Source organism: Thalassolituus sp. LLYu03, from assembly GCF_050507655.1.
Lineage (GTDB): Bacteria > Pseudomonadota > Gammaproteobacteria > Pseudomonadales > Oceanobacteraceae > Venatoribacter.
Window position 1 is genome coordinate 3,726,148 of record NZ_CP191496.1, and the last position, 25,853, is coordinate 3,752,000.

General features: G+C 57.4%; 24 protein-coding genes. 15 read left to right on the plus strand and 9 right to left on the minus strand.

The annotated features are described in order from the left end of the window. Positions 1-5: 5 nt before the first annotated feature. The 3 genes from urtC to urtE are packed head-to-tail and all read left to right on the plus strand — an operon-like array spanning position 6 to position 2,659. A complete protein-coding gene (gene urtC / locus ACQUQU_RS16615; RefSeq protein ID WP_430460827.1) occupies positions 6-1,169 on the plus strand; it encodes an urea ABC transporter permease subunit UrtC in 1,164 nt (387 codons plus the stop codon). Beyond that, positions 1,166-1,945, plus strand: coding sequence for an urea ABC transporter ATP-binding protein UrtD (gene urtD, locus ACQUQU_RS16620; RefSeq protein WP_430460828.1), 780 nt, complete (start codon positions 1,166-1,168; stop codon positions 1,943-1,945). Before urtC ends, urtD begins: the two co-directional genes overlap by 4 nt. A 15-nt stretch (positions 1,946-1,960) precedes the next feature. Next, positions 1,961-2,659 (plus strand): urea ABC transporter ATP-binding subunit UrtE, encoded by a 699-nt coding sequence (urtE, locus tag ACQUQU_RS16625; protein WP_430460829.1) that lies wholly within the window; start codon positions 1,961-1,963, stop codon positions 2,657-2,659. A gap of 64 nt (positions 2,660-2,723) precedes the next feature. On the opposite strand, the gene ACQUQU_RS16630 is transcribed toward urtE, so the two are convergent. Continuing rightward, on the minus strand, positions 2,724-2,966 hold the full coding sequence (locus ACQUQU_RS16630; RefSeq protein WP_430460830.1) for an accessory factor UbiK family protein: 243 nt from the start codon (positions 2,964-2,966) through the stop codon (positions 2,724-2,726). 338 nt (positions 2,967-3,304) lie between these two features. Here ACQUQU_RS16630 and ACQUQU_RS16635 point away from each other — a divergent pair, with 338 nt between their 5' ends. From ACQUQU_RS16635 to ACQUQU_RS16645, 3 genes are all read left to right on the plus strand, one after another. Then, complete coding sequence (locus ACQUQU_RS16635) at positions 3,305-4,027, plus strand: TorF family putative porin (RefSeq protein ID WP_430460831.1); 723 nt, start codon at positions 3,305-3,307, stop codon at positions 4,025-4,027. A 77-nt stretch (positions 4,028-4,104) separates the two neighbouring features. Further along, complete coding sequence (gene glnK, locus ACQUQU_RS16640; RefSeq protein ID WP_430460832.1) at positions 4,105-4,443, plus strand: P-II family nitrogen regulator; 339 nt, start codon at positions 4,105-4,107, stop codon at positions 4,441-4,443. Positions 4,444-4,486: 43 nt separating this feature from the next. Further along, on the plus strand, positions 4,487-5,755 hold the full coding sequence (locus tag ACQUQU_RS16645; RefSeq protein ID WP_430460833.1) for an ammonium transporter: 1,269 nt from the start codon (positions 4,487-4,489) through the stop codon (positions 5,753-5,755). Between the two features lie 117 nt (positions 5,756-5,872). Here the strand turns inward: ACQUQU_RS16645 and ACQUQU_RS16650 are convergent, their stop codons facing one another. Further along, positions 5,873-6,052, minus strand: coding sequence for a PA3496 family putative envelope integrity protein (locus tag ACQUQU_RS16650; protein ID WP_430460834.1), 180 nt, complete (start codon positions 6,050-6,052; stop codon positions 5,873-5,875). Between the two features lie 237 nt (positions 6,053-6,289). Continuing rightward, positions 6,290-7,144 (minus strand): SIS domain-containing protein, encoded by an 855-nt coding sequence (locus ACQUQU_RS16655; protein ID WP_430460835.1) that lies wholly within the window; start codon positions 7,142-7,144, stop codon positions 6,290-6,292. Between the two features lie 133 nt (positions 7,145-7,277). On the opposite strand from ACQUQU_RS16655, the gene uvrD reads away from it, so the two are divergent. Together uvrD and ACQUQU_RS16665 are read left to right on the plus strand one after the other, a co-directional pair. Then, the gene (uvrD, locus tag ACQUQU_RS16660) at positions 7,278-9,476 is read left to right on the plus strand and encodes a DNA helicase II (protein ID WP_430460836.1); all 2,199 of its coding nucleotides are present in this window, start codon (positions 7,278-7,280) and stop codon (positions 9,474-9,476) included. Between the two features lie 36 nt (positions 9,477-9,512). Next, positions 9,513-10,607: a TRAP transporter substrate-binding protein gene (locus ACQUQU_RS16665; RefSeq protein ID WP_430460837.1), complete on the plus strand. Its 1,095-nt coding sequence runs from the start codon at positions 9,513-9,515 to the stop codon at positions 10,605-10,607. A 67-nt stretch (positions 10,608-10,674) separates the two neighbouring features. Here the strand turns inward: ACQUQU_RS16665 and ACQUQU_RS16670 are convergent, their stop codons facing one another. After that, positions 10,675-11,565, minus strand: coding sequence for an HDOD domain-containing protein (locus ACQUQU_RS16670; RefSeq protein ID WP_430460838.1), 891 nt, complete (start codon positions 11,563-11,565; stop codon positions 10,675-10,677). Between the two features lie 123 nt (positions 11,566-11,688). On the opposite strand from ACQUQU_RS16670, the gene ACQUQU_RS16675 reads away from it, so the two are divergent. After that, entirely contained in the window at positions 11,689-12,885 is a 1,197-nt protein-coding gene (locus ACQUQU_RS16675; RefSeq protein ID WP_430460839.1) for a class I SAM-dependent rRNA methyltransferase, read from the plus strand. Positions 12,886-12,927: 42 nt separating this feature from the next. Here ACQUQU_RS16675 and ACQUQU_RS16680 read toward each other — a convergent pair whose 3' ends face one another. Both ACQUQU_RS16680 and ACQUQU_RS16685 read right to left on the minus strand, forming a co-directional pair. Further along, positions 12,928-14,190: an imelysin family protein gene (locus ACQUQU_RS16680; protein WP_430460840.1), complete on the minus strand. Its 1,263-nt coding sequence runs from the start codon at positions 14,188-14,190 to the stop codon at positions 12,928-12,930. A 4-nt stretch (positions 14,191-14,194) separates the two neighbouring features. Continuing rightward, the gene (locus ACQUQU_RS16685; protein WP_430460841.1) at positions 14,195-14,857 is read right to left on the minus strand and encodes an HAD family hydrolase; all 663 of its coding nucleotides are present in this window, start codon (positions 14,855-14,857) and stop codon (positions 14,195-14,197) included. 263 nt (positions 14,858-15,120) lie between these two features. On the opposite strand from ACQUQU_RS16685, the gene rppH reads away from it, so the two are divergent. Together rppH and ptsP are read left to right on the plus strand one after the other, a co-directional pair. Further along, positions 15,121-15,612, plus strand: a complete 492-nt coding sequence (gene rppH, locus ACQUQU_RS16690; RefSeq protein WP_430463049.1) for an RNA pyrophosphohydrolase — start codon at positions 15,121-15,123, stop codon at positions 15,610-15,612. A gap of 6 nt (positions 15,613-15,618) precedes the next feature. After that, on the plus strand, positions 15,619-17,898 hold the full coding sequence (gene ptsP / locus ACQUQU_RS16695) for a phosphoenolpyruvate--protein phosphotransferase (RefSeq protein WP_430460842.1): 2,280 nt from the start codon (positions 15,619-15,621) through the stop codon (positions 17,896-17,898). A 33-nt stretch (positions 17,899-17,931) separates the two neighbouring features. On the opposite strand, the gene ACQUQU_RS16700 is transcribed toward ptsP, so the two are convergent. From ACQUQU_RS16700 to ACQUQU_RS16710, 3 genes are all read right to left on the minus strand, one after another. Beyond that, the gene (locus ACQUQU_RS16700) at positions 17,932-18,471 is read right to left on the minus strand and encodes a DUF882 domain-containing protein (RefSeq protein ID WP_430460843.1); all 540 of its coding nucleotides are present in this window, start codon (positions 18,469-18,471) and stop codon (positions 17,932-17,934) included. A 174-nt stretch (positions 18,472-18,645) separates the two neighbouring features. Beyond that, positions 18,646-20,436: a L,D-transpeptidase family protein gene (locus tag ACQUQU_RS16705; RefSeq protein ID WP_430460844.1), complete on the minus strand. Its 1,791-nt coding sequence runs from the start codon at positions 20,434-20,436 to the stop codon at positions 18,646-18,648. A 220-nt stretch (positions 20,437-20,656) separates the two neighbouring features. Next, positions 20,657-21,430, minus strand: a complete 774-nt coding sequence (locus ACQUQU_RS16710; protein WP_430460845.1) for an NRDE family protein — start codon at positions 21,428-21,430, stop codon at positions 20,657-20,659. A 105-nt stretch (positions 21,431-21,535) separates the two neighbouring features. Here ACQUQU_RS16710 and ACQUQU_RS16715 point away from each other — a divergent pair, with 105 nt between their 5' ends. The 4 genes from ACQUQU_RS16715 (at position 21,536) to ACQUQU_RS16730 (ending at position 25,808) form a co-directional block, all read left to right on the plus strand. After that, entirely contained in the window at positions 21,536-22,324 is a 789-nt protein-coding gene (locus ACQUQU_RS16715) for a sulfite exporter TauE/SafE family protein (protein WP_430460846.1), read from the plus strand. Positions 22,325-22,389: 65 nt separating this feature from the next. Then, positions 22,390-23,199: a prolipoprotein diacylglyceryl transferase gene (gene lgt, locus ACQUQU_RS16720; RefSeq protein WP_430460847.1), complete on the plus strand. Its 810-nt coding sequence runs from the start codon at positions 22,390-22,392 to the stop codon at positions 23,197-23,199. Beyond that, entirely contained in the window at positions 23,196-23,990 is a 795-nt protein-coding gene (gene thyA / locus ACQUQU_RS16725) for a thymidylate synthase (protein ID WP_430460848.1), read from the plus strand. Before lgt ends, thyA begins: the two co-directional genes overlap by 4 nt. Before the next feature lie 132 nt (positions 23,991-24,122). Continuing rightward, positions 24,123-25,808: a putative bifunctional diguanylate cyclase/phosphodiesterase gene (locus ACQUQU_RS16730; RefSeq protein ID WP_430460849.1), complete on the plus strand. Its 1,686-nt coding sequence runs from the start codon at positions 24,123-24,125 to the stop codon at positions 25,806-25,808. Positions 25,809-25,853 lie beyond the last annotated feature (45 nt).

The window sequence follows — 25,853 nt, forward strand, 5'->3', positions numbered from 1 at the left end:
GCCGTATGAATACGCAAAACATGGGCCCTTTAACGCGCCTGATTATGAGTGACGCCGGTGGCCGGCGTCTGATGCTGGTGCTGCTGGCACTGGCGGTGGTGGTTCCGTTCTGCAATCTGATGTTCCCGGACGATTCGTTTTTCCACGTATCGACCTACACCATGACATTGCTCGGCAAATACCTGTGCTTTGCCTTGCTGGCGATTGCGGTGGATTTAATCTGGGGTTACTGCGGTATTTTAAGCTTGGGTCACGGGGCCTTCTTTGCGCTCGGCGGTTACGCCATGGGCATGTACCTGATGCGTCAGATCGGTGACCGGGGCGTGTATGGCAACCCGGTATTGCCGGACTTTATGGTATTCCTCAACTGGCAGGAATTGCCGTGGTACTGGTTTGGCTTCGATCAGTTCTGGTTCGCTATGCTGATGGTCTTGCTGGCACCGGGCATTCTGGCCTTTGTGTTCGGCTTCCTCGCCTTCCGTTCCCGTGTGACCGGAGTGTATCTGTCGATCATTACCCAGGCGCTGACCTATGCCTTGTTGCTGGCCTTTTTCCGCAACGACATGGGCTTTGGTGGCAACAACGGTCTGACCGACTTTAAAGACATTCTCGGTTTCAGTCTGCAGTCCGACGGCACCCGCTCGGCGCTGTTTGTGGCGTCTGTACTGGCGTTGATTCTCGGCTATTTAATCAGCCGCTTTATTGTGATGTCGAAACTCGGCCGCGTGCTGGTGGCCATCCGTGACAGCGAATCGCGTGCGCGCTTCCTCGGTTACCGTGTCGAGTACTACAAGCTGTTTGTGTTCGTCGTGTCGTCCATGTTGGCCGGCGTTGCCGGTGCCTTGTATGTACCTCAGGTGGGCATTATTAATCCGGGCGAATTTGCACCGATTAATTCCATCGAAATTATTATCTGGGTAGCGGTGGGTGGTCGCGGCTCGCTGTACGGCGCTGTGATCGGTGCTGTGCTGGTGAACTACGCCAAAACCTATTTCACCGGCGCTTTCGCCGAGCTGTGGCTGTTTATGCTCGGTGGTCTGTTTGTGCTGACCACGCTCTATCTGCCAAAAGGTGTGGTAGGCCTGTGGGCGCAGATTAAACAAAAACAGTGGCTGAGCAAAAAGCCTGACGCAGGTGCGCCGGTGAGCGAACAGGAGAGCCTGTCATGAGTGCTGCAATTCCGAAACACATTGATAACCCGGCCGTGCTGTATATGGACGGTGTCAGCGTCAGCTTCGATGGTTTTAAAGCTCTGAACTCGTTGTCGATGGTGATCGCGCCGGGCGAGATGCGCGCCATTATCGGCCCTAACGGTGCCGGTAAAACCACCATGATGGATGTGATTACCGGCAAAACCCGCCCGGACAACGGCACCATCGTATTTACCGATTCCTCCAACACTCAGTATGACCTCACCCGCTACGATGAAGCGGCGGTGGCCAATCTGGGTGTTGGCCGTAAATTCCAGAAACCGAGCGTGATTGAAAGCTTAACCGTGTTTGAAAATCTGGAAATGTCGCTAAAAGGCGGCCGCGGTTTGTGGGCGGCTCTGACGCATAAGCTCGGCGCTGAAAAAGCGGCCAAGCTGGATGAAATTCTGGGTTTGATTGATCTGGCGGATAAAGCCGACTGGCTGGCCGGCAGTCTGTCGCACGGTCAGAAACAGTGGCTGGAAATCGGCATGCTGCTCGGACAAGAGCCGCAGCTGCTGTTAATCGATGAACCGGCCGCGGGCATGACCGACGAAGAAACCATGAAAACCGCTGCGCTGTTTAAGCAGCTGGCGAAAAAATACTCGCTGATGGTGGTGGAGCACGACATGGACTTTATCGAAGCACTCGACTGCAAAGTGACGGTGCTGCATGAAGGTCATGTGCTGGCAGAGGGCTCGCTGGCCACGGTTAAGGCCAACCCTCAGGTCATCGAAGTGTATCTGGGCCGTTAAGTCAGGGGATCGGAAATGTTAAATGTAAATCAACTGGATGTTGCGTACGGGGCCAGTCAGGCGCTGTACGGTGTATCGATGACAGCCGATGTGGGCAAGGTCACCTGTGTGCTGGGCCGCAACGGTGTGGGTAAAACCACCCTGATGAAATCCCTGGCCGGGCATCTGAGCCCCCGCGCCGGCAGCATTGAATGGCTGGGTAAATCCCTGAGCGGTGTTGCCCCTTCGGACCGTGCCCGCAATGGTATTGCCTATGTTCCCCAGGGCCGGGATATTTTTCCGCAATTAACCGTTGAGGAAAATCTGCAGACCGCATTTTCGGCTTTGCCGCGCAGTCAGCACCGCATTGATCCTGAGATTTATGCGCTGTTTCCTGTGCTGCAGCAAATGCTGAAGCGTCGGGGTGGCGATTTATCCGGCGGTCAGCAACAACAGCTGGCCATTGCCCGTGCGTTATTGCTGAAACCCAAACTGCTGATTCTCGATGAGCCGACCGAAGGGATTCAGCCGTCGATTATTAAAGACATTCAGCGGGTGATTGAACTGCTGCGCGACCGTGGCGAAATGGCCATCGTGCTGGTGGAGCAATATCTGGATTTTGCAGCCGAACTGGCGGATGAATTCATCATTCTCGAACGCGGGCGTGTGGTCGCCGCAGGCAAGGGCAGTGAATTAAAAGCGTCGGAAGAGGCGAGAACCCTGCTGGCCATCTGATGGTTGTTGAGCGTTCGCTTATAAAGAGAAGGAGATCCTGTGATCTCCTTCTCAATTCCGGCACTTATTTGCTGGACGCTTGTTCCAGTTTTGCCAGCTTCTCTTCGAGTTCAGCCAGCTTGGCCTGAGTGCGGCGCAACGCTTCGGCCTGCACTTCAAATTCTTCGCGACTGACGATGTCAGCACTGGTCAGCAGGCTGGCAATCTGGCCTTTGATCAGCAGGCGCACGTCATTGGACAGTCCAGACAGCGGTGACTGCTGCAGTAATTGTTCGATCCGGGCGCGGATCTGATCCTGATTCAGCATGAAATTCTCCTCGGTAATGACCGCATCCTAACACGTCCGGCTGATGCTCCGAATGCATTTGCCCTGTTATAAGTCTCGTCTTGCCGCTGTGCATCATATGTGTGCTAGTGCTATAAGAGTGTTGTGACTTTTTGGTGCGTTTTCCCGCAGCCTGCACCGAAAAGTATCGCCCGCTGACGCATTTTTCACGGAAGTTACGCTCAAGTAGCTGAAAAAATGGAGTTTTTAAAAGTTGGCACAGCGACTGCTATATCGTCTGTACCGAGTTTTAACAGAAAGAAAACGGTGCGCAGCACCAATAATCAAAAAGCTTCGCTAACTGATGAAGGAAAAGAACCATGAAAAAACTGTCTCAAGCAATCGTTCTGGCTGGTGCAATGACTGCAGGTCTGGCTGCTGTTCACACTGCTCAGGCTGAAGTTGAAGTTTCTGCTTCTGCCACTGTGTCCAGCATGTACCTGTGGCGCGGTATGGATCTGGGCAACGGCTCTCCAGCAGTTTCCGGCGATCTGTCTGTAAGCGCTTCCGGTGCGTACGCTGGTGTTTGGACCTCCAGCGGTGACAGCTCTCTGGGTAACGAATACGACCTGTACGTTGGTTACGGCGCCGAAATGGGTGACTTCTCTGTCGACGTAAGCGTATGGACCTACGTTTACCCAAGTGCCAATGCTTTCCCTTACGCAAACATGGCAGACGATGACGTTGATGCTGGTGTAGACACCCGTGGCAACACCTTCGATTACTCCGATGCCATCATCTCCCTGGGCTACGCTGGCGCTTCCTTCACTTACTACATGCCAGTTGGCGCTGAGTCTAACGATGACTACAGCTACTTCACTCTGGGTTACGGTATGGACGCCTACTCTGTGACTCTGGGCCACGCTGATGACGGCGCTGACAATGACTACACCCACCTGGACGTAGGCTACGCATACAACGACAACCTGTCTTTCACCTTCTCTAAAGTGATCGATCAGAGCGCTGATCTGGACAAAGGCGAAGAAGGCGTTGATGAAGATCTGAAAGTGGTTGTTTCTTACAGCCTGCCTATCTCTATGTAAAACGAATACAATGGCCCGTGCCCCCGCATGGGCCATTGTTCCAACCTCCCTAAATAGCGTTTAACAAGGAGTTTTCTATGAAACTCATTACTGCTGTGGTTAAGCCATTCAAGCTCGACGACGTGCGTGAAGCACTGTCCGAGATCGGCGTACAGGGCATCACAGTGACCGAAGTAAAAGGTTTCGGCCGTCAGAAAGGTCACACTGAACTGTACCGTGGCGCTGAATACGTGGTCGATTTTCTGCCAAAAGTAAAAATCGACGTAGCGGTTACCGATGACCTGACCGACAAGGTTATTGAAGCCATCACTAAAGCAGCCAACACCGGCAAAATCGGCGATGGCAAAATTTTCGTTACCAATCTGGAACAGGTTATTCGTATCCGTACCGGCGAGACCGGCGCAGACGCGATCTGATCCAAATTCAGTATTAACATGAGCCTTATGCGGGGGGCTTAGAATGGAAAACAACATTTACGAACTCCAGTACGCCATGGACACCTTTTATTTCCTGGTGTGTGGCGCATTAGTAATGTGGATGGCGGCTGGTTTCGCCATGCTCGAAGCGGGCCTCGTGCGCGCAAAAAATACCACTGAAATTCTGACCAAAAACATCGCCCTGTTTGCGATCGCCTGCACCATGTATCTGGTGTGTGGTTACCAGATCATGTACGGCGGCGGCTACTTCCTGTCTGGTATCACTGAGATCGATACTGCGGCAGTACTGTCTGACTTCGCTTCCCGCGAAGACGGCTTCACCGGTGGTTCAATCTACTCTGGTGCTTCTGACTTCTTCTTCCAGGTTGTGTTCGTAGCGACTGCAATGTCCATCGTTTCCGGTGCCGTTGCTGAGCGTATGAAGCTGTGGGCTTTCCTGGCGTTCGCTGTTGTGATGACTGCTGTGATTTACCCTCTGGAAGGCGCCTGGACCTGGGGTGGCGAGTCTGTATTCGGTATGTACTCTCTGGGCGACGACTTCGCATTCAAAGATTTCGCAGGTTCTGGCATCGTTCACATGGCAGGTGCTGCCGCTGCTCTGGCTGGCGTACTGCTGCTGGGTGCACGTAAAGGCAAATACGGCCCTAACGGTGAAGTGCGTGCGATCCCTGGCGCTAACCTGCCACTGGCTACCCTGGGTACCTTCATCCTGTGGATGGGCTGGTTCGGTTTCAACGGCGGTTCCGTACTGAAACTGGGCGACATTGCTAACGCCCACGCTGTAGCGGTTGTATTCATGAACACCAACGCTGCTGCGGCTGGTGGTCTGATCGGCGCTCTGGTTCTGGCTTACATCCTGTTCCGTAAAGCGGATCTGACCATGGCTCTGAACGGCGCCCTGGCTGGTCTGGTTGCGATCACTGCAAGCCCTGACTCTCCAACCCCATTCGCTGCAACCATCATTGGTATGGTTGGTGGTCTGATCGTAGTTCTGTCTATCCTGACTCTGGATAAACTGAAAATCGACGACCCGGTTGGTGCTGTGTCTGTACACGGTGTTGTAGGTCTGTACGGTGTTCTGGTTGTACCGGTAACCGCAGACGGCACCACCTTCGGTGGCCAGCTGATGGGCGCAGTAACCATCTTCGCATGGGTATTCGCAGCCTCTCTGGTAACCTGGCTGGTACTGAAAGTTGTGATGGGTCTGCGTGTCTCTGAAGAAGAAGAGTACGAAGGTGTGGACCTGTCTGAGTGTGGTATGGAAGCTTACCCAGAGTTCACCAACAAATAAGAACTCGCGGGAATACCCCTCAGAAAAACCGGCCTCTGGCCGGTTTTTTTATGCCGGCAATAAATGACGGGCACAAAAAAGCCGCAGGTTCTGCGGCTTTTTTGGTCTGATCGGCGATCAGTCGAAGTAGTAGTCCTCAAGGTCTTTTTCCAGGCGCTTACGCTCCAGATGCGCCTCAATCGCCCGGCGGGCCATGAGTTTCTTCGACATCTGGGTTTCCTTGTTCACAACGACGTTGCCTTCCTGGTCGAAGGACACCACTTCGTCGTGGCTTTCGTACTTGATCGCAGCTTCCATAGTCATTCCCTCTGGTTGATCGCAGCAATTCCTACTGCGATTTTTCTTGTTATTCGTTGCAGGAGAATGACACTTTACGACAGCTGAGCCAAGCGTCCGGCACGGCCAAATGTACAGTATGTGATCAGAATTCCCATGCTTTACATGGGGATAGCAGAGTTCGCGGAAGGAAAGTCTGTTAACGTCAGTTTGGTGACATACGGCGGAACCGGCAACTGACGCACTTGGTCTGGTGCGTCAGTGTGGGTCCAGACGCAGTGACTTGATGCTGCGTTTGATGGAATTCAGGTGCGCTGCGAATTCAGGTCCGCGCCGCTGGGTCACCGCCACGGCCAGCATGTCGATGATCATCAGGTGGGCAATGCGCGAGGTCATGGGCGTGAATTGCTCCGTGTCCTCTTCGATATTGATATGAATCGGCAGGTCGGCCGTCTGGCTCAGTGGTGTATTGGCCGGCGTCAGGCACACCACGCGGGCACCATGCTGCTGCGCCAGCTGTACCGAGTGCAGCAGGTCTTTGGTGCGCCCGCTCTGGGAGATGGCCACCACCACGTCCTGATCGCTCAGGGTGACGGCGGACATGGCCTGCATGTGCGGATCGCTGTACGCGGCGGTGGCCACCTGCAGGCGGAAAAACTTGTGCTGGGCGTCGATGGCCACGGCGCCAGAGGCTCCAAAGCCGTAGAACTCCACCCGCCGTGCCCGGCTGATGGCATTGGCGGCGGCGGCAACCTGAGCGCTTTTCAGCTGGGTTTTCACCTGATGCAGGCGCTGAATAGTGGTGTCGGCGATCTTGTCGCAGATGTCTTCAATGCTGTCGTCTTCGGCAATCGCGAACTGACCAATGTTGTTGGCGATGGCGATTTCCTGTGCGATGCGCACCTTGAATTCCTGAAAGCCGTTGCAGCCAATGCCGCGGCAGAAGCGGACGATGGTGGGTTCGCTGACCTGGGCTTCCTGCGCCAGATCGACGATGCGCATGTGCATAACCTGCTGCGGCGCTTTGAGCACAAACTCCGCAACCTTCACTTCCGATTTACGCAGTGAGGGGATGGCGGCAGCGATCTCGGCGAGAATGGGACTGTTTTTCACAGCAGACGTCCTGTGGCATGTAAGCGCTGGATTATAAAAGTCTTTTGCAGGGAATAGCCACGTCGCTTTATGCCGATTGAATACTGTACAAAACAGCAGTCTTTTCGCCGGTGCTCTGATAGACTCGCACGCCATGGATATCTCATTACTTCTCGATCAGCTTAACGACCCGCAGCGTAATGCCGTGGCGGCCAGCTCACGTCATCAGCTGGTGCTTGCCGGTGCCGGCTCGGGTAAAACCCGCGTTCTGGTGCACCGCATTGCCTGGCTGTTGCAGGTCGAGGGCGTATCGCCGTTTTCCGTGATGGCGGTGACCTTCACCAATAAGGCGGCGAAAGAAATGAAAGGCCGTCTGGAACAGCTGCTGAATATCCCGGCCAATGGCCTGTGGGTCGGTACTTTCCACGGTCTCGCGCACCGCTTCCTGAAACTGCACTGGCGCGAAGCCGGTCTGCCGCAGCACTTCCAGATTCTCGACAGCGACGATCAGCTGCGTCTGATCAAGCGCGTGATGAAAGAGAACAACATCGATGACAGCCGCTATCCGCCCAAGCAGATTCAGTGGTTCATCAGCGAGCAAAAAGACGAAGGCCGCCGTGCGGCGCATGTGATGCCGTCCGCCGATCCGTTTGCCCGTACGCTGCGCGATGTGTACGAGCTGTATGAACAGGCCTGCCAGAAAAACGGGCTGGTCGATTTTGGCGAAATTCTGCTGCGTTCACACGAGCTGTGGCTTAACCATCCGGATTTGCTGGCGCATTACCAACAGCGTTTCCGCAACATTCTGGTCGACGAGTTTCAGGACACCAACAACATTCAGTACGCCTGGATCCGCATGCTGGCGGGTCAGCATATTTCCGTGATGGCGGTGGGCGATGACGACCAGTCGATTTACGGCTGGCGCGGTGCGAACATCGATAATATCCGCCATTTTCAGCAGGATTTTCCCGGCGCTGAACTGATTAAACTCGAGCAGAATTACCGTTCGACCAAAACCATTCTCGACGCTGCCAACGCGGTGATCGATAACAACTCCGGCCGTCTGGGTAAAAACCTGCGCACCGATGGTGTTGAGGGCGAACCGATTCTGCTGTACAGCGCTTTTAACGAGCAGGATGAAGCGCGCTATATCGCCGATCAGGTGGATGAGTGGGCGCGCTCCGGCCGCGAACGTCGTGAGATGGCCATTCTGTACCGTTCCAACGCTCAGTCGCGCACGCTGGAAGAGGCCTTCCTGCGCGCCGGAATTCCTTACCGTATTTATGGCGGCCAGCGTTTCTACGAGCGTCTGGAAATTAAAAATGCGCTGGCGTATCTGCGCCTGCTGCTGAACCGCTATGACGATGGTTCAGTGGAGCGGGTGATCAACGTGCCGGCCCGCGCTATTGGTGAAAAAACCGTCGACCTGTTGCGCACCTTTGCCCGTGATCAGGGCTGCTCGATGTGGGAAGCGGCGCATCTGGCCATCAAACACGGCGCACTGCCAAAACGTGCCGCATCGTCTGTGCAGAGCTTCCTCGATCTGGTCGATGAAATGGCCGTGGGCATTGAAGAACTTGAGCTGCACGAAATGGTATCGCATGCCATCGAGCAGTCCGGTCTGATCGACCATCACCGCAAAGAAAAAGGTGAGAAAGGTCAGGCGCGCATCGACAACCTTGAAGAACTGGTTAACGCCGCCCGTCAGTTTGACGCCGACGAAGCCGCTGCGGCGGAAGACGACAGTGAGGATTCGCCGCTCACAGAGCTGACCTTGTTCCTCGACCGTGCGGCTCTCGACGCCGGCGACGCCCAGGCCGATGAATACGAAGACGCCGTGCAATTAATGACCCTGCACTCGGCCAAGGGTCTGGAATTCCCACAGGTGGTGCTGGCCGGTCTGGAAGAAGGCCTGTTCCCGCACAAAATGTCGATGGATGATGCCGACGGTCTGGAAGAAGAACGCCGTCTGGCCTACGTCGGTATTACCCGCGCGATGGAAAAACTCATCATTACCCACGCCGAAAGCCGCCGTCTGAATGGCCAGGAAAACTTCAGCACGCCATCGCGTTTTATCCGCGAAATTCCGGCGCCACTGATCAGCGAAGTGCGCTTAAAAAATACCATCAGCCGGCCATTAAGTGCACGGCCGAAAATGAGCGGCAGCACGCCGTCGTTTGTGCACGCCGGTCTGCCGTACGCACTCGGTCAGCGGGTACATCACGAGATGTTCGGTGAAGGCACGGTGCTGCAGTTCGAGGGGCAGGGGAATGGCCTGCGCGTGCAGATTAATTTTGATGACGCTGGCAGCAAATGGCTGGTGGCCAGCTTTGCCAAGCTGACCGTGTTGTAACACGGACGACAGACAACAATAAGGAGACCCAAGCCCATGAAACGCCTGACCCGTTGGCTGGTTGCCGCATCCGCAGTGCTGATGCTGGCCGGCTGCCAGAACGATTGTGACACCCCGCAAGCCACCGCTGCGGCAGAAGCCCAGACCTTTAAATGGAAACTGGTGACGTCGTGGCCGAAAAACTTCCCTGGCCTCGGCACGGCACCCGAACGGTTTGCCACCATGGTGGAAGAAATGTCCGGTGGTCGTCTGATGATTAAAGTGTACGGTGCCGGTGAACTGGTTCCGGCGTTGCAGGTGTTCGATGCCGTTTCGCAGGGCACTGCAGAAATGGGCCACAGTGGTGCGTACTACTGGAAAGGTAAATCACCGGCGGCGCAGTTTTTCACCTCGGTACCTTTTGGTCTGACGGCACAGGAAATGAACGGCTGGATGGAATACGGCGGCGGTCAGCAGCTGTGGGAAGAAGTCTATGCGCCGTTCAATCTGCTGCCACTGCCGGGTGGCAATACCGGTGTGCAGATGGGCGGCTGGTTCAATAAAGAGATCAACAGCGTTGATGACCTGAAAGGTCTGAAAATGCGTATTCCGGGTCTGGGCGGTGAAGTGCTGGCGCGTGCCGGCGGTACTCCGGTGACGCTGCCGGGCGGTGAAATTTTCACCTCACTGCAGACCGGTGCCATCGATGCCACCGAGTGGGTTGGTCCGTACAACGATCTGGCGTTTGGTCTGTATAAAGTGGCCAAGCACTATTACTACCCGGGCTGGCATGAGCCGGGCTCTATGATGGAATTCATCATCAATAAAAGCGCCTTCGACAAACTGCCATCCGATCTGCAGGCCATCGTGAAAATCGCCACCAAGGCGATTAACGAAGACATGCTCAGCGAATTCACCATGCGCAATCAGGCGGCTCTGGTTGAGCTGAAAGAGAAGCACGGTGTCGATGTACGCCCATTCCCGGCGGATGTGCTGAAAAAACTGCAGGCCCTGTCGGATGAGGTTGTCGCCGAAGTCGCTGCCGGCGATGCGATGTCGGCGAAAGTGTACGAATCGTTCCGCACTTTCCGCGACAAAGTGAAGGCCTATCACGCGGTGTCTGAGCAGGCGTATATCAACGCCCGCGACTGATTCCGTTAACGCCTTACCCAATAAAAAAGCGGACCTGATGTCCGCTTTTTTATTGGGTGTTTAACGCTCAATAGCGGTAATTCTGATAGCCAATGCCAAGCTCGGCAAAATTGGCTTCCATCTGCTCTATGTCGTATTCCCCCAGCCCCAGATACGTCATCACTTCGGTGCCGACAGTCTGCCATTCAAGGTCTGTCTGCTGGCGGCCAAGAATGCGGTAATTACCACACACATGCTCCGACAGCTTCAGAATGGCGAGCAGGGTCTTGCCTTCTGAGTCGCGGAAATCGTTGCTGGCAAAATAGCGGCTGGCACTGTGGTGCTCGGCAATAACGTCGCACAGCAGCTTGGGCAGATTCCAGGATTTGGCTGTGTAATAACCGATCACTGCGTGGTTGGTGTTCAGACGCTGATTCTCAACATCGACCACACGCAGTTCCGGGTGAGCGTAAGACTCCTCCATCACTTCCAGATAATTTTCAAAGCGCGCCATTAACAGTGGAATGCCACAGTTGTGAAACAGACCCAGCAGATACGCCAGATCCGGATTCGGGTACCCCACCTGCTTGGCGATGGCGGTGGCGACCTGGGCGATGTCGTTGGCGGTGTCCCAGAAGCGGTTCATGTTGACGATGGTCTCGTCACTCATCTGGCTCTTGATAGACAGGCCATTGATGATGTTGATCACGCTGTTCAGGCCAATCAGGCTGACGGCCTGCTGCACGGAGGTGATGCGGTTCTTCAGACCATAAAACGGAGAATTCACCACCTTGAGAATGGTGCCGGCCAGACCCACGTCCTGACTGATCAGCTTGGATATGCGCTGTAAGTCCGGGTCAGGCATGATCTGTTCCATTTGCAGGTCGACCAGAATCTGAGGCTGTGGCGGAATTTTGATGCCATGCAAGATACGGTTGATCTGGTCTTCCGTAAGTTCCTGTTGCGTGCTTCTGACCATGATGTGAGCGATCCGGGCGCGGGTTGGCGGTTCAGTCACTAAGATTAGCAGTGCTGAGACGGGACGTTTGTCGCACTATGCGTATAATGCCCGTCTTTTTGTAACCAGCCCCGGGGAACCACCATGCTGCCCACCATCCGACTCAAAGCCAAAGCAGAACGACGCCTGAAAGGCGGCCACCTGTGGGTGTACAGCAACGAAGTGGATACCGACGTCACGCCGCTGAAAAACCTGACCGCAGGTTCTGAAGTGGTGGTCGAAATGGCCGGCGGTAAAGCGCTGGGTAAAGCCGTGGTCAGTCCGGAGCAGCTGATCTGTGCCCGTCTGTTCAGCCGTGATGCGTCGGCAGTGCTCGATACCTCGATGATTGTGCACCGTCTGCAGGTGGCACAGAGCGGCCGTGAACTCTGGTACCCGGATCATTGCTACCGCTGGGTGTACGGCGACAGCGACGGCCTGCCGGGTCTGGTAATCGACCGTTTCGGCGATGTGGTGGTGATTCAGATTTCCAGCGCCGCTATGGAAGAACGTCGTCAGGCCATTATCGACGCCGTGAATAAAGTGGCTAAGCCGCACTGCATCGTGCTCAAGAACGACGGCAAACTGCGCGCGGTGGAAGGACTGCCTGAATACGTGGAAGTGGTGCAGGGCGCACTGGAAGACGATTGCGCGCCGTTAATCGAAAACGGCACGCGCTTTATGGCGCCTGTGATTCACGGTCAGAAAACCGGCTGGTTCTACGACCACCGTGAAAACCGCGCCCAGCTCAACCGTCTGGTGAAGGGCAAGCGCGTGCTCGATGTGTTCAGCTACGTCGGTGGCTGGGGCGTGCAAGCGGCCAATCATGGCGCGGCGGAGGTGCATTGTGTGGATGCGTCTGCGCAGGCGCTGGACTGGGTCGAGCAGAACGCCGCGTTAAATGGCGTACAGGAAAAAGTGCACTGCTGGGAAGGCGATGCCTTCGCCGCCCTGCGCCAGCTGAAAGACAACGGCGAGCGTTTCGATGTGGTGGTGATGGATCCGCCGGCGCTGATTCCGCGCCGCAAAGACATCAAAGCCGGCGAGCAGGCGTATCACCGTCTGAACTCACTGGCCATGCGTCTGCTGAGCAAAGACGGTTTGCTGGTGGCGGCATCCTGCTCCATGCATCTGGGTGAAGACCGCCTGCCGGATATGCTGCGCATTATGGGACGTGAACTGGATCGTGAAGTGCTGATTCAGCATGTGGGCAGTCAGGGCGCTGACCACCCGGTGATTCCGGCGATTCCGGAGACCCGTTATCTGAAAGCCGTATTCGCCCGCGTGCTGCCGACCCGCTGAGCGGGCCGATCGTTTAACCCCGCCTGAATGGCGGGGTTGGTCTTATTCCGCCGCGAGGGGTACGTTCAGTACGCCCGCGGTGTGTTTCAGTACGGACATCAGTTCAATGATGCGCTGACGACACTGCTGGCGGCTCGCTTCGCTGCCATTCTCCTGCTGCCATTGCGCAACTGCTTCATCCACCAGAGTCAGCTGACGGTCCCATTCGCCGATCAGCTCTTCGCGCTTGTCGGCCGGCAGCACGGCGGCGAGCCCATTCGGTGTATCGGTTTCGCTGCTCGCCAGATAGAACTGACGCAGCCCCAGCACAATGGAACCGACGTCGGCGTAGGATGTGTTGCTGAACTCGCTGCTATTGCCCTGCAGACGCTTCTCCAGCAATTCACCGGACAGCAGTTCTTGCGTGGCATTCAGGGTGGCGGTAATCACCTGCGCCGGTTGTGAGCGCTGCAGCAGGGTGGCGTAATAGCCATTGCTCGGCTCCCAGCGGCGTTGCAGGCGGTGCAGATGCTTCTGCAGCTGATCGCTCAGCAACTGCACGTACTGACGGCGGCGGTTGTGGTTCTGAATGTCCACCTCGTAGGAGGCACTGTCGCCGGCTTCTTCACCGTCGGTGCTGGCCACGGGTTCCGGATCGCCGGACGCGTCGGTGTTGTTGCCACCTTCGGCGGGCAGAACCACGGGGGCTGTATTTTCCTGCGGGAAGAAATCGCGCGCTGATCGCTGACCGTCGGCCCCCCAGAGCATGAATTCAAACGGGTGGTAACCCAGGCTGGCGTAGGATGGGTCGGAAAATCCGTGCTGCGCCAGCAGGCTTTCTTCGTTCAGCTCCAGCGCCAGATCGTTAACGATGCCGCTGAAGGCATAGCCCGGCACGTGGTCGATATAACCACCTTCAATCGGCCAGCTGTCGAGCAGCTTCATGGTCTGCTTCAGGTCGATGCCTTTCTTGTTCCAGTCCGGCGGATCGCTCAGTGGCAAACTGCTGTACAGCAGGGTCTGCAGATAGGCGGAATAGGCGTTGCGCCAGGCGTCATGGGCTTCTTTCAGCGACATCGGGTTCGGATGATAGAGGAACGACTGCAGACGGCTGTCGAGCTCCTGCGCTTCCTGTGCGGCCAGCGACATGGCCGTATAGGCCGACAGACCCAGCTGAGAGGCAAACACGCTGGCTTCTTCCGCCGGGATTTCGTAGCGGATTTCAGCCGCCACCGGTGTTTTCACCTGGCTGGTGGCGGGGGCTTGCTGATCACAGGCTGACAGCACCAGCAGGCTGGCGGTCAGTGGAACATAGCGCAGTTTCACGGCGTCAGACTCCGTCCCTCAGACTGATAACCGGCCAGTTTCGGGATTCGGCCACCGCCCGCAGACGGTCATCCGGATCAACGGCCACCGGGTGATCCACGACTTCCAGCAGTGGCAGATCGTTGTGCGAATCGCTGTAGAACCAGCTGCCGGTCAGGTCAAAGCCCTGTTCGGTCAGCCAGTCATTCAGACGGGTTACTTTACCGTGCTGGAAACTCGGAATGCCGACGATGCCGCCGGTGTAGCGACCGTCCACAAATTCAGGGTGCGGCGCGATGATGTGATCAATGCCCAGCAGTTCGGCAATCGGATACGTCACGAAGCCGTTGGTGGCGGTAATGATCAGCAGGGTATCGCCCAGACGCTTGTGGTGGGCAATCAGGTCGCGGCTTTTCTGGGAAATCAGCGGCAGTACGCGTTCTTTCAGGAAGGCTTCGCGGGCGCTGAGCATCTGCTCCAGCGGGTACTGAGTCAGTGGCTTCAGCGCGAACGCCAGATATTCGTGGATATCCAGCGTGCCGGCTTTGTACTGCTCGTAGAAATGATCGTTACGGTGCTTATGAACCTGCGCATCCACCAGACCGGTATCGACCAGATACTGGCCCCAGGTGTGGTCGCTGTCGCCATCGAGAAGGGTATGGTCGAGATCGAAAATAGCCAGTGCCACGGACGTTCCGCCTTGCTTCGGATCGGGTTAACAATTTCGTCGCTATTCTACGGGCAACAGAGCATACTTTCCTTATAATTCTGAGTTTCAGATAAAGAAAAATTCATGAGCTTTAGGTTCTGAAAAACGCGGTGGAACCCAGCTGTTTATCCCCTTGTCAGTGACAGTCTGACAAGGTCTGACAGTGCTGCAAACGGCAGCCCGCTTGACCTTTTGCCGGAAATCGGCAAGGTTTGAACCCATACGACAGATTGGATGGCATTGTGATTGACGAACAAGGTTACCGCCCGAACGTCGGTATCATCCTTTGTAACGATAAAGGACAGGTACTCTGGGCGCGGCGGATTGGTCAGGATGCCTGGCAATTCCCACAGGGTGGGATTAAGCAGGGTGAGACTCCTGAAAAGGCGTTGTACCGGGAATTGATGGAAGAAATCGGACTGGGGCCGCAGGACGTTCAGGTTCTGGGCTGCACCCGGGGTTGGCTGCGTTACCGCCTGCCACGGCGCATGGTCCGTCACGACAATAAGCCGGTATGCGTAGGACAGAAGCAAAAATGGTTTCTGCTGAAGTTTCTCGGGGACGATTCCAGAATCAACCTGAAAGTCAGCGACAAACCGGAGTTTGATGGCTGGAGCTGGGTCAGTTACTGGTTCCCGCTGGGGGGTGTGGTTGCCTTCAAGCGCGATGTTTACCGCCGCGCCATGACCGAACTCGCACCAAGGATTGCCAAACTGCAACGCAGGGCAGGTTAAGGGCTGATGCTCGATATTCTGAGACGGATAGTACAGGAGGTCAGTGCTGCCACTGATCTCAGCGACGCACTGAAAGTGGTGGTGGCCCGCATCCGCGAAGCCATGGCCACAGAGGTGTGCTCGGTCTATCTGTACGATCCGGACAGCAAACGCTACGTGCTCATGGCCACCGAAGGTCTGAAGCAGGAGGCGGTTGGCCGGGTCAGTCTCAGTTCATCCCAGGGTCTGGTCGGTCTGGTTGGTTCGCGCGCTGAGCCGATCAACGTCGACAATGCCCCGGCACACCCTAAGTTCCACTTCCTGTCGGAAACCGGCGAAGACCCTTTCCTGTCGTTTCTCGGTGTGCCCATCATTCATCACAAACGCCTGATGGGTGTGATGGTGGTGCAGCAGCGCGACAGCCGCCAGTTTGATGCCAGCGAAGAAGCCTTTCTGGTCACCATGTCGGCGCAGCTGGCCGGGGTTATTGCCCACGCCGAAGCCACCGGCAACATCCTTGAAATTCCTGACACCACCGAAAAGAAAAAGAGCACCCGCTTTACCGGCGCACCGGGCGCCCCCGGCGTTGGTCTGGGGCAGGCGTTTGTTATTACGCCAGCGGCTGATCTGGGTGCGGTGATCGACAAAGAAGCCGAGTCGATCCCGGAAGAAATTGAGCGCTTTGAGAAAGCGCTGGAAGGTGCGCGGCAGGAAATCCGTGTACTGGGCAAAAAGTTATCCAGTGAGCTGCGTCCGGAAGAAATGGCGCTGTTCGATGTGTACCTCAATATGCTCGACGATCAGGCGCTGGGCGCCGAAGTGCGGGCCCGCATTGAAGAAGGCAACTGGGCTCAGGGCGCTCTGCGTCAGGTGGTGATGCAGTACGTGGGTCATTTCCAGATGATGGAAGACGTGTATCTGCGTGAGCGGGCCACCGACATTATCGACCTCGGCACCCGAATTCTGGCGCATCTGCAGGGCTGGGATGAGCCACCGGAAGAATACGACTTCCCGGACAATACCATTCTGGTCAGCGAAGAACTGACGCCGGCCATGCTGGGTGAAGTGCCGCCCGGCAAGCTGCGTGGTCTGGTGTCGGTGCGTGGTTCGTCCAACTCGCATGTGGCCATTCTGGCGCGCGCGATGGGCATTCCGACCGTGATGGGCGTGGTCGATGTGCCGTACGCTCAGCTGCAGGGGCTGGAGATCATCGTCGACGGCTACCGCGGACAGATCTACTCAAGTCCGACAGACGAGCTGCGTCAGCAGTACCAGTCGATTTATGACGAAGAGCAGGCACTGCAGAAGGATCTTGAAGGCCTGCGTGACCAGCCCGCTGAAACCACCGACGGGCATCGTATTCCGCTGTGGGTAAATACCGGTCTGATCACCGACGCGGTGCGCAGTCTGGAGCGCGGCGCTGAAGGTGTGGGTCTGTACCGCACCGAAGTGCCGTTCATGATGAAAGACCGCTTTCCGTCGGAAAGTGAGCAACAACAGATTTATCGTCAGCAGCTGGAAACCTTCGCCCCGAACCCGGTGACCATGCGCACGCTGGACATCGGTGGCGACAAGGCGCTGACCTACTTCCCGATCAACGAGGCCAACCCGTTCCTGGGCTGGCGCGGCATCCGGGTGTCGCTCGATCATCCGGAAATCTTTCTGGTGCAGATCCGCGCCATGATGAAAGCCAGTGAAGGGCTGAATAACCTGCGCATCATGCTGCCGATGGTCACCAGTGTGAACGAGGTCGATGAGGCGCTGCACCTGATCTACCGTGCACATGCCGAGCTGGTGGAGGATGGCCGTCAGATCGAGATGCCGCAGGTGGGAGTCATGATTGAGGTGCCTGCCGCCGTGTACCAGATCCGTGAGCTGGGCAGCCGCGTGGATTTCCTCTCCGTCGGCAGCAACGACCTGACCCAGTATCTGCTGGCGGTTGACCGTAACAACCCAAGGGTCGCCGACCTGTATCAGGCGTTCCACCCGGCGGTGCTGAACGCGCTGCGCATGATTGCCGAATCAGCGACCGCCATTGGCCGGCCGGTCAGCGTTTGTGGCGAACTGGCTGGTAATCCGATGGGTGCGGTGCTTTTGATGGCGATGGGGTACGACATGCTGTCAATGAACGCGACTAATTTGCCGAAAGTGAAGTCTGTGCTGCGCGGCGTCAGCCGGGAATGGGCGAAACACCTGCTCGATGACGTGATGCAGATTGAGAGCGCGCCGGTGATTGCGGCTATGGTTCAGCTGTCGCTGGAGAAAGCCGGTTTCGGCCGCATCATAGGGCCGGCGGCGCGCGGCTGATTGACAGGCCCGGCGTTCACCGGGCCGTCGGGCTCAGGCCGTCCAGTGACGGACGCGGCCGGTATCAATGTGAACGAATCCACTCTTGGGGTAATACCCCACGCCACCATTACCCATCTGCAGTGCGGCATTGTGCAGATCGCGGTGAGAAACCCCTGGAATGCGGATGTCGATGGCACGGCCTTGCGTGTGCAGGCTGTGTTCGGCGACGCCGTTGCTCACGGCCCGCAGGCCTTCGTTGGTGGCCGGTGCCCGGTAACCTGAGATGATGTAGAACGGCTCGCGGTTGTTGAACAACTGCTGCAGCTGGTACATGTTTTCGTACAGCTCAACCTGCATCGCGATTACCTGATTGGCACGGTGGTCGCGCACCAGAATGTCCAGCGCCTGCAGTTCTTCGTCGATGTACTGACCATCAGCCCAGAACGTCGCCGACACCATCTCGCCGGTGTGGATGTTGTAGGCGTGCAGAACACGTTCGCCTCTCGCTGCGGAAGCATTCACCAATGGACTGATCAGTGGTGCGGCAGCCAGCGCAGCGGCGTGTTGCAGGAAATGGCGTCGGTTCAGCATGTCGGGTCCGGTACTCGAAAGACTCGTGTTGAGGCCGGAGTATGCCAAACCTTTGCCAGAAGAAATTGGAATCAGTTCCCGATTCGACAGAAGGTTACATAAGTCATACGGATTTATGTAAATCTGGATGTTTTTTGATCAGATCGAGAGTGGCGGACGAGTATCCGCCAGAAATCAGAGGCTGACGGCTGGGTTTACCGGCGGCAAACCGGCAATCAGGTCGCGACTGTAAACGTCATCACGCACCTGCAGGGTGCCGTCTTCGCCGATCCACAGGGTCCAGTACATCAGGTACACAGGGACTTCGTCCTGCAGACGGATACGGGTGGTGCGGTTCTGGTCGATGGCTGAGTCGATGTTGGCGCGTGTCCAGCCGCCCTGTCCGCGCAGCAGCTTTTCAGCCAGCAGCCGGGGCTTTTCAACCCGCACACAGCCAGAGCTCAGCGCGCGCTTATCAAGATTGAACAGCTCCGGCTGAGAGGTGTCGTGCAGGTAGATGTCTTTGTCGTTCGGGAACAGGAATTTGATTGAACCCAACGCGTTGTCATCGCCCGGTTTCTGCACCAGACGGTATGGGAAGTTGCTGGCATTCACCTTTTTCCAGTCGATGGCATACGGCGAAATGTACTCGTCGACGCCGTTTACGCGGCCGATGATCTGATAGCCTTTTTCTTCCAGATAGCCCGGGTTGCGGCGGATCTTGGGCAGCAGACTGGTGATAGCAATGCGGCGCGGCACGGACCAGGTGGGTGCCAGTTCCAGCATGCTGATCTTCTGTGACATCACTGGGGTGCGGCGTTGCAGATTGCCGATGATGACCTTCATATCCAGTTCAACCGAATTGCCGTTCATCAGCTGCAGGCTGTAATCGGCCATATTCACCATCACGTAGCGGCTGCCCAGATCGCGTGGCAGGTGACGCCAGCGCTTCATGTTCAGGGCAATCTTCTGCGCCATCTGGTACGGAGGAATGTTCAGCCAGATCAGCGATTGCGGATCGATCTCGCCTGTGGCTTTCAGACTGTGGCGGCTCTGAAAATGACGCAGGGCGTCGGCCAGATTGTCGTCGAACAGAAACTCGGCGCGGTTCAGATCGTGCGGCTCGTCGATGCCCGGAGCGCGGGTGCGTTCTTCCGATTCGCGGAACAGCCATGACAGGGCGCCTTTCTGCAGGTCGCCATACTGGCTCAGCATCCAGCGCAGGTGCGGAACGAGACGGTTACGCTCGCCCGGTTTCAGCACCAGATCGTCCGGTAACGGATACCAGTGCCCGGAATTGGCAATCGCCAAATAGCGGTTCAGTTCTTTACGCAGCTTCAGATAGCCCTGGTGAGACGGCGTGAGCTTTTCGACCAGCGCCTCCAGCTCGTTGCGGCGCACGGAATCACTCAGCAGTTCAACGATCTGCTCTTCGCTGACGGACGTGCCCGGCTGGGACGCGGAAACTTTGCGGATACTGGGGTGATCACCCTCGCCGGTATCGGGCAGCAGCTCGGAACTCAGTGCCTGCTTGGCGTAGGTAATGAAGGCGTCGGTCAGCAGCACTTCAACGGCGGTGGCCTGTTTGGGGATGTTCGACAGGCGGCTGGTTTCCCGCTCGAGCGTCGACAGCTCGTAACCGTAGTTGCGCCAGTCGTCGGCGGCGGTTTCACGCAATACCTGCAGCAGTTCTTTACCCGCTTCGGTCAGCTCATAGCTGTTCATCCACACGGGCTGGTAGTCGCGGCGCAGATAAAAAGGTTCGATCGCCTGCACGTGTTTCAGGCGCACCTCTCCCGCCACACTGCGTGCGGATTCAATTAACCATTCCTCCATATACTTCTGCGCCACCTTGGGTGGCATATAGGGCTTGGTATTGATGCTGGCAGCCAGAGCCGCAAAGAGGAGGCCCACACAGATCAGGGCAATCAGCCCGGTGAGGGCGACGACACGTTGCGGTTTCCGGGTAGTGTTCGTGCTGTTCATGCACAGAAGTATGGACGGCAGATAGGGAAAATGTGATGCGAATCGCGCTACCGTTCTAAGAATTTTGTAAAAGATTGAAACCATTCAGGGCGCCAGAAATCAGGCTCTAAATAAAACAATCACTTACGTTCGTTTCCTGTAACTCGCGCCAGTCTGACGGCTTTCCGCCAATGTCCGGACTGGCGGAATTGTGAGCAATTTCAGTGGTCTGGCCCGGCGGTCAGCGCCAGTCGAACGCCATCTGCGAGCGGCCGCTCTCGTCGCCCCGGGCATCCCAGCGGATTTCTGTCACAGAGGCGCTGTACTGGCCGGCAAGCAGGCCGGTCGAGCAGCGGGTGCCGTAGCCCTGAGCGACGATAAAGGGCGCCGACAATAGCCGTTCCCATTCTAACGGCACACCGGTCGCCGGCAGCTGATCGTCGGCGAACGTGTCACGCCGGCTGAGCAGGCTGGCCAGAGCGTCGCTGGCGTCACCGGTGGGAGCATCGGTCAGCGGGGTGGCTGCCAGCAGTTCTGTCGCCAGGCATGTCTTCGGCCATGGTGTGTCCAGTCCGGCGTTGCTGAGGCCGTGAATACCGGGCGTCACCTGGGTGATGACCGGTTGTGGATAATTGCTGATATGCAACAGTTCGGTGGTGGTGCCTATCAGCAGATTGAACGGCGCAAATTCATGCGCCCGCTGCAGCAGTTGGGTGGCGAACGCCTGCGGCGTTTGCTCTGAGTTCAGCCAGTCGGTGGCCAGATGGCCGCGCGAGACCGGTTCGGCCGGACCGGCACCGGGGGCGCGGACGTTGGTAAGGGCGGCGATACGGCCAAGATCACTCACGCCCAGCCAGGTGCCGCCCTGACTCAGATCGCGGCCGGCGATGACAGTCGGGACATCGTCCCAGCGCTGCAGAGGGGCTGCCGGGCGCTGATGGAACTCGTCGCGGTTGGCGCTCAGTCTGAGCCATATCCGGGCTCCGGGTTGCCAGTCGAAGGCGATCAGACACATGGGCAGGGGTCTCAGAGGGTTGCCGACAAGGCGCACACTTTAGGTCATAATGCCTGCCCCTGAAACCCGTCCCAGAACGGGTCTTTTGCTCTGGTGCTGACCGCTATGCTGATAATGCTGTTGTTTCTGATCGTGGGTGCTTTTGCCGGTCTGCTGGCGGGGCTGTTTGGTATCGGTGGTGGTCTGGTGATCGTCCCTGTGCTGGTGATCACTTTTGCGGCCCAGGGCGTGAGCGACACTGTGCTGACGCACATGGCGGTGGCGACCTCGCTGGCGACCATCGTCTTCACCTCTGTAAGCTCGGTACTGGAGCATCACCGCAAAGGCGCCATCGACTGGCCACTGGTGATGGTGCTGAGCGTGGGTATCGTCATCGGCACCGCCATCGGTGTCAGCCTGATCACGTCGGTGCCCGGCGATGTGCTGCAGAACATCATTGGTGTGTTCGCCCTGCTGGTGGCCGCAAAAATGTTTTTCGGTATTGATCCCGGCCATGACGGTAAAAAGCCGGGTAACGCTGGCCTGATCACTGCCGGCAGTGTCATCGGCTTTGGTTCTTCCTGGTTCGGTATCGGTGGCGGTACGCTGACCGTGCCGTATCTGACCTGGATGAAAATCCCGATGCGTCAGGCGGTGGCGACCTCCGCTGCCTGTGGTCTGCCGATTGCCATTACCGGCGCCATCAGTAACGTGTTTGCCGGCTGGGGCCACGAAGGCCTGCCGGCCTGGACCACGGGTTTTCTCTACTGGCCGGCGATTGCCGGTATCGTGATCACCAGCGTGCCGTTCGCGAAAGTGGGCGCCAAACTGGCTCACCGTCTGGATCCGGCGGTGCTGAAAAAAGCCTTCTCACTGCTGCTCTGCGTGGTTGGCCTGAAATTTTTGTTTTTCTAAGGAATTCATACGGTTTTCATCTGTCCGTGATGAGCTGTAATCGTTGTTAAGCCAAGGAACCCAGGATGCTGACTTATCCCCAGATTGACCCGGTTGCCATTGCCATCGGCCCACTGAAAATTCACTGGTACGGCCTGATGTACCTGCTGGCCTTCGGCACCGCCTGGCTGCTGGCCACCTACCGCGCCAACCGTCCGGGTTCCGGCTGGACCAAAGAGCAGGTGTCCGACCTGATTTTCTATGGCGCCATGGGCGTGATTCTGGGTGGTCGTTGCGGCTACGTGCTGTTCTATAACTTCCCGCAGTTTATGCAGGACCCGCTGTGGCTGTTCCGGGTATGGGAAGGCGGCATGTCGTTCCACGGCGGTTTGCTGGGCGTGCTGGTGGCCTTCCTGCTGTTTGGCCGCAAGTATCAGAAATCTTTCTTCCAGATCGCGGACTTCGGCGCCCCTATGGTGCCGGTCGGCCTGATGTTCGGCCGCTTCGGCAACTTCATTGGCGGTGAGCTGTGGGGCCGTATCGCGGACCCGGCCATCGTGCCCTGGGCCATGGTGTTTCCGCGTGCCGGCGATGTGGCGCGCCATCCGTCGCAGCTGTATCAGGCGGCGATGGAAGGGTTTCTGCTGTTCCTGATTCTGTGGTTCTACTCGTCGCGTCCGCGTCCACAGAAAGCGGTCAGCGCAGTCTTTTTGATCGGCTACGGCGTTTTCCGTACTATTGCCGAATTCTTCCGCGAACCGGATGCACAGATCGGCTTTGATCTGTTCGACTGGGTCACCCGCGGACAGCTGTTAAGCCTGCCGATGATCGTCATTGGCGTGGTGCTGCTGATCATCGCCTATCGCAGCCCGAACAACGTGGAATCCCGAGCATGAAACAATACCTCGACCTGATGCGGCACGTCCGCGCCAACGGCACCTTCAAGGAAGACCGTACCGGCACCGGCACCTACAGCTGTTTTGGTTACCAGATGCGCTTCGACCTGAGCGAAGGCTTCCCGCTGGTGACCACCAAGAAGCTGCACCTGCGTTCGATCATTCATGAACTGCTGTGGTTTCTGAGCGGCGATACCAACATCCGTTACCTGAAAGAAAACGGCGTATCCATCTGGGACGAATGGGCCGACGACGAGGGCAATCTTGGCCCTGTGTACGGTTACCAGTGGCGCAGCTGGCCGACCGCCGATGGCCGTCATATCGACCAGATCAGTCAGGTGATCGACCAGATTAAAAACAACCCCGATTCGCGCCGCATTATTGTGTCGGCCTGGAACGTGGGTGAGATCGAAAACATGGCGCTGCCGCCATGCCATGCGTTCTTCCAGTTCTACGTGGCCGACGGCAAGCTGTCGTGCCAGCTGTATCAGCGCAGCGCGGATATCTTCCTTGGCGTGCCGTTCAACATCGCCAGCTACGCGCTGCTGGTGCACATGGTGGCGCAGCAGTGTGATCTGGAAGTGGGTGACTTTGTCTGGACCGGCGGTGACGTGCATCTGTACGCCAACCATCTGGAACAGACCGACCTGCAACTCAGCCGCGAGCCGTTGCCGCTGCCGAAACTGGTGATCAAACGTAAGCCGGAGTCCCTGTTCGGCTACCGTTTCGAAGACTTCGAGATCGAAGGCTACGAGCACCATCCGCACATCAAGGCGCCTGTCGCCGTCTGATCCGGTCAATGCGGGCGGTCCGTCGGGATTCGTCCGCTTTGATACACCGCTTTTTCCTGAATTTACCGGCATAAAACAGACGCTCTCGGGGGGCTGTCTATACTGGGTTTTTAACAATGTTGAACGCCCGTTATGCAATCCACTCAGGCTGTTGCCGAACACTCGATACCGCTGCTGGTGCTTTTGTCCGGGGATGTTCCGTCCTGGGTGATGCCGTGCGACGGCTTTGACACCCAGGTGTTCGGTTCGGCCGATGAACTGGCCGACGTCTGGCTCAATCACCGCCACGGCATTGTGCTGGTAGATGGCCCGGTGGACGACGTCACGCTGCGCCGTCTGCGGGCCGTGTTACCGGATGCCGCGCTGGTGGTGGTAGCGCCTGAGGCGGATGAAATTGCTCTGCTCGAGCTCGGGGTGCAGGAAGTGATCTGCGACGACGACACCCACCTGCAGCGCTCTCTGAACCGGGCTCTGGTGCGCATCCGTCTGGAACACACCCGTTCGCGCGATCTGTATCAGGACCCGCTTACCGGACTGGCCAACCGCCATCTCTTTCTCGACCGTCTCGATCACGCACTGGTGCAAGGTAAACGCCACGGCACCAGTACCGGCCTGCTGTACATGGGCATCGAGCGCTTCCGCATCATCAATGAACTGCACGGCTATGCCGCCGGTGACGAACTGCTGGTGGCCTGCGCCCGTCGTCTGCAGGACACCCTGCGCCGCTCGGACACGCTGGCACGTATCGGCGGCGATGTATTCGCCGTGGTGCTCGGTAATGTGCCCGACGAAATCACCATGAATCAGATCGCCGACAAGGTCCGTCAGGCGTTTTCGGCGCCGTTTCTGTGTGCCGGCACTGAAGTCTTTCTCGGGGTCAGTATCGGCATGGAACTTTCGGGCCGCGCCAACAGCGATTCCGGCACCATGCTGCGCCACGCAGAGCTGGCCATGCACCGGGTGCGGCGCGACGATCACCGCAGCTTTTTGCTCTACGAAGACGACCACTCACCGGCCGACCGTGTGCGTGCCGGCCTTGAGAGCGCGCTCTATCACGCGCTCGAGCGCAACGAGCTGCGGCTGGTTTATCAGCCTCAGCTGAACATCAGCAGCGGCGCCTTTTCGGGAGTTGAGGTGCTGCTGCGCTGGAGCCATCCGGTGCTGGGCGAGGTGTCGCCTGTGGTGTTTATTCCAGTGCTGGAAGAAACCGGCCTGATCGCCCGGTTCGGCGAGTGGGTGCTGGCCAACGCCAGTCTGCAGTTCGCCCAGTGGCTGAACGCCGGCGTATTGCCCGACAACGCGGTGCTGTCGGTGAACCTGTCGCCGCGTCAGTTTGGTCAGCCTGATCTGGTGGCACGCATCCGTCATTCCCTGCAGGAGGCGGGTTTGGCGCCGGACCGGCTGACGCTGGAAATCACTGAAAGCACCCTGATGCGCAACATGGATCAGGGGGTCAGCGTGCTGAATGAACTGCGCCAGCTCGGGGTGGCGATTGCCATCGACGATTTCGGTACCGGTTATTCCTCGCTGGCGTATCTGAAAGATCTGCCCATCGATTATCTGAAGATCGACCGGGTGTTCGTTAAAGATGTGGTCACCAATACCCACGACGCCGCCATTGCCAGTTCTATCATCAGTCTGGCCCACAACCTCGGCCTGAAAGTGACGGCAGAAGGGGTGGAAGATCAGCAGATTCTCGATCTGCTGCGCTTGTTTGGCTGCGATCAGTATCAGGGCTTTTTCTTCTCGCGCCCGGTCGGCGCCGACGACATTCCGGGGCTGGCGGCGCTCTGCCTTTCTCACAACGCATCCAACTGACGGGGCTTGCCTGTTATCATCGCGGTTTTCCTCAGTACGGATTGC

Excerpts from the sequence above, each read along its gene's own strand:
- ACQUQU_RS16705 (WP_430460844.1), bottom strand. The coding sequence starts at position 20,436 with ATGAACAGCACGAACACTACCCGGAAACCGCAACGTGTCGTCGCCCTC.
- urtE (WP_430460829.1), top strand. The coding sequence starts at position 1,961 with ATGTTAAATGTAAATCAACTGGATGTTGCGTACGGGGCCAGTCAGGCG.
- ACQUQU_RS16700 (WP_430460843.1), bottom strand. The coding sequence starts at position 18,471 with ATGCTGAACCGACGCCATTTCCTGCAACACGCCGCTGCGCTGGCTGCC.
- ACQUQU_RS16730 (WP_430460849.1), top strand. The coding sequence starts at position 24,123 with ATGCAATCCACTCAGGCTGTTGCCGAACACTCGATACCGCTGCTGGTG.
- thyA (WP_430460848.1), top strand. The coding sequence starts at position 23,196 with ATGAAACAATACCTCGACCTGATGCGGCACGTCCGCGCCAACGGCACC.
- ACQUQU_RS16645 (WP_430460833.1), top strand. The coding sequence starts at position 4,487 with ATGGAAAACAACATTTACGAACTCCAGTACGCCATGGACACCTTTTAT.
- ACQUQU_RS16675 (WP_430460839.1), top strand. The coding sequence starts at position 11,689 with ATGCTGCCCACCATCCGACTCAAAGCCAAAGCAGAACGACGCCTGAAA.
- ACQUQU_RS16715 (WP_430460846.1), top strand. The coding sequence starts at position 21,536 with ATGCTGATAATGCTGTTGTTTCTGATCGTGGGTGCTTTTGCCGGTCTG.
- ACQUQU_RS16665 (WP_430460837.1), top strand. The coding sequence starts at position 9,513 with ATGAAACGCCTGACCCGTTGGCTGGTTGCCGCATCCGCAGTGCTGATG.
- ACQUQU_RS16650 (WP_430460834.1), bottom strand. The coding sequence starts at position 6,052 with ATGGAAGCTGCGATCAAGTACGAAAGCCACGACGAAGTGGTGTCCTTC.
- ACQUQU_RS16670 (WP_430460838.1), bottom strand. The coding sequence starts at position 11,565 with ATGGTCAGAAGCACGCAACAGGAACTTACGGAAGACCAGATCAACCGT.
- urtD (WP_430460828.1), top strand. The coding sequence starts at position 1,166 with ATGAGTGCTGCAATTCCGAAACACATTGATAACCCGGCCGTGCTGTAT.
- urtC (WP_430460827.1), top strand. The coding sequence starts at position 6 with ATGAATACGCAAAACATGGGCCCTTTAACGCGCCTGATTATGAGTGAC.
- ACQUQU_RS16710 (WP_430460845.1), bottom strand. The coding sequence starts at position 21,430 with ATGTGTCTGATCGCCTTCGACTGGCAACCCGGAGCCCGGATATGGCTC.
- glnK (WP_430460832.1), top strand. The coding sequence starts at position 4,105 with ATGAAACTCATTACTGCTGTGGTTAAGCCATTCAAGCTCGACGACGTG.
- ACQUQU_RS16635 (WP_430460831.1), top strand. The coding sequence starts at position 3,305 with ATGAAAAAACTGTCTCAAGCAATCGTTCTGGCTGGTGCAATGACTGCA.
- ptsP (WP_430460842.1), top strand. The coding sequence starts at position 15,619 with ATGCTCGATATTCTGAGACGGATAGTACAGGAGGTCAGTGCTGCCACT.
- ACQUQU_RS16630 (WP_430460830.1), bottom strand. The coding sequence starts at position 2,966 with ATGCTGAATCAGGATCAGATCCGCGCCCGGATCGAACAATTACTGCAG.
- lgt (WP_430460847.1), top strand. The coding sequence starts at position 22,390 with ATGCTGACTTATCCCCAGATTGACCCGGTTGCCATTGCCATCGGCCCA.
- uvrD (WP_430460836.1), top strand. The coding sequence starts at position 7,278 with ATGGATATCTCATTACTTCTCGATCAGCTTAACGACCCGCAGCGTAAT.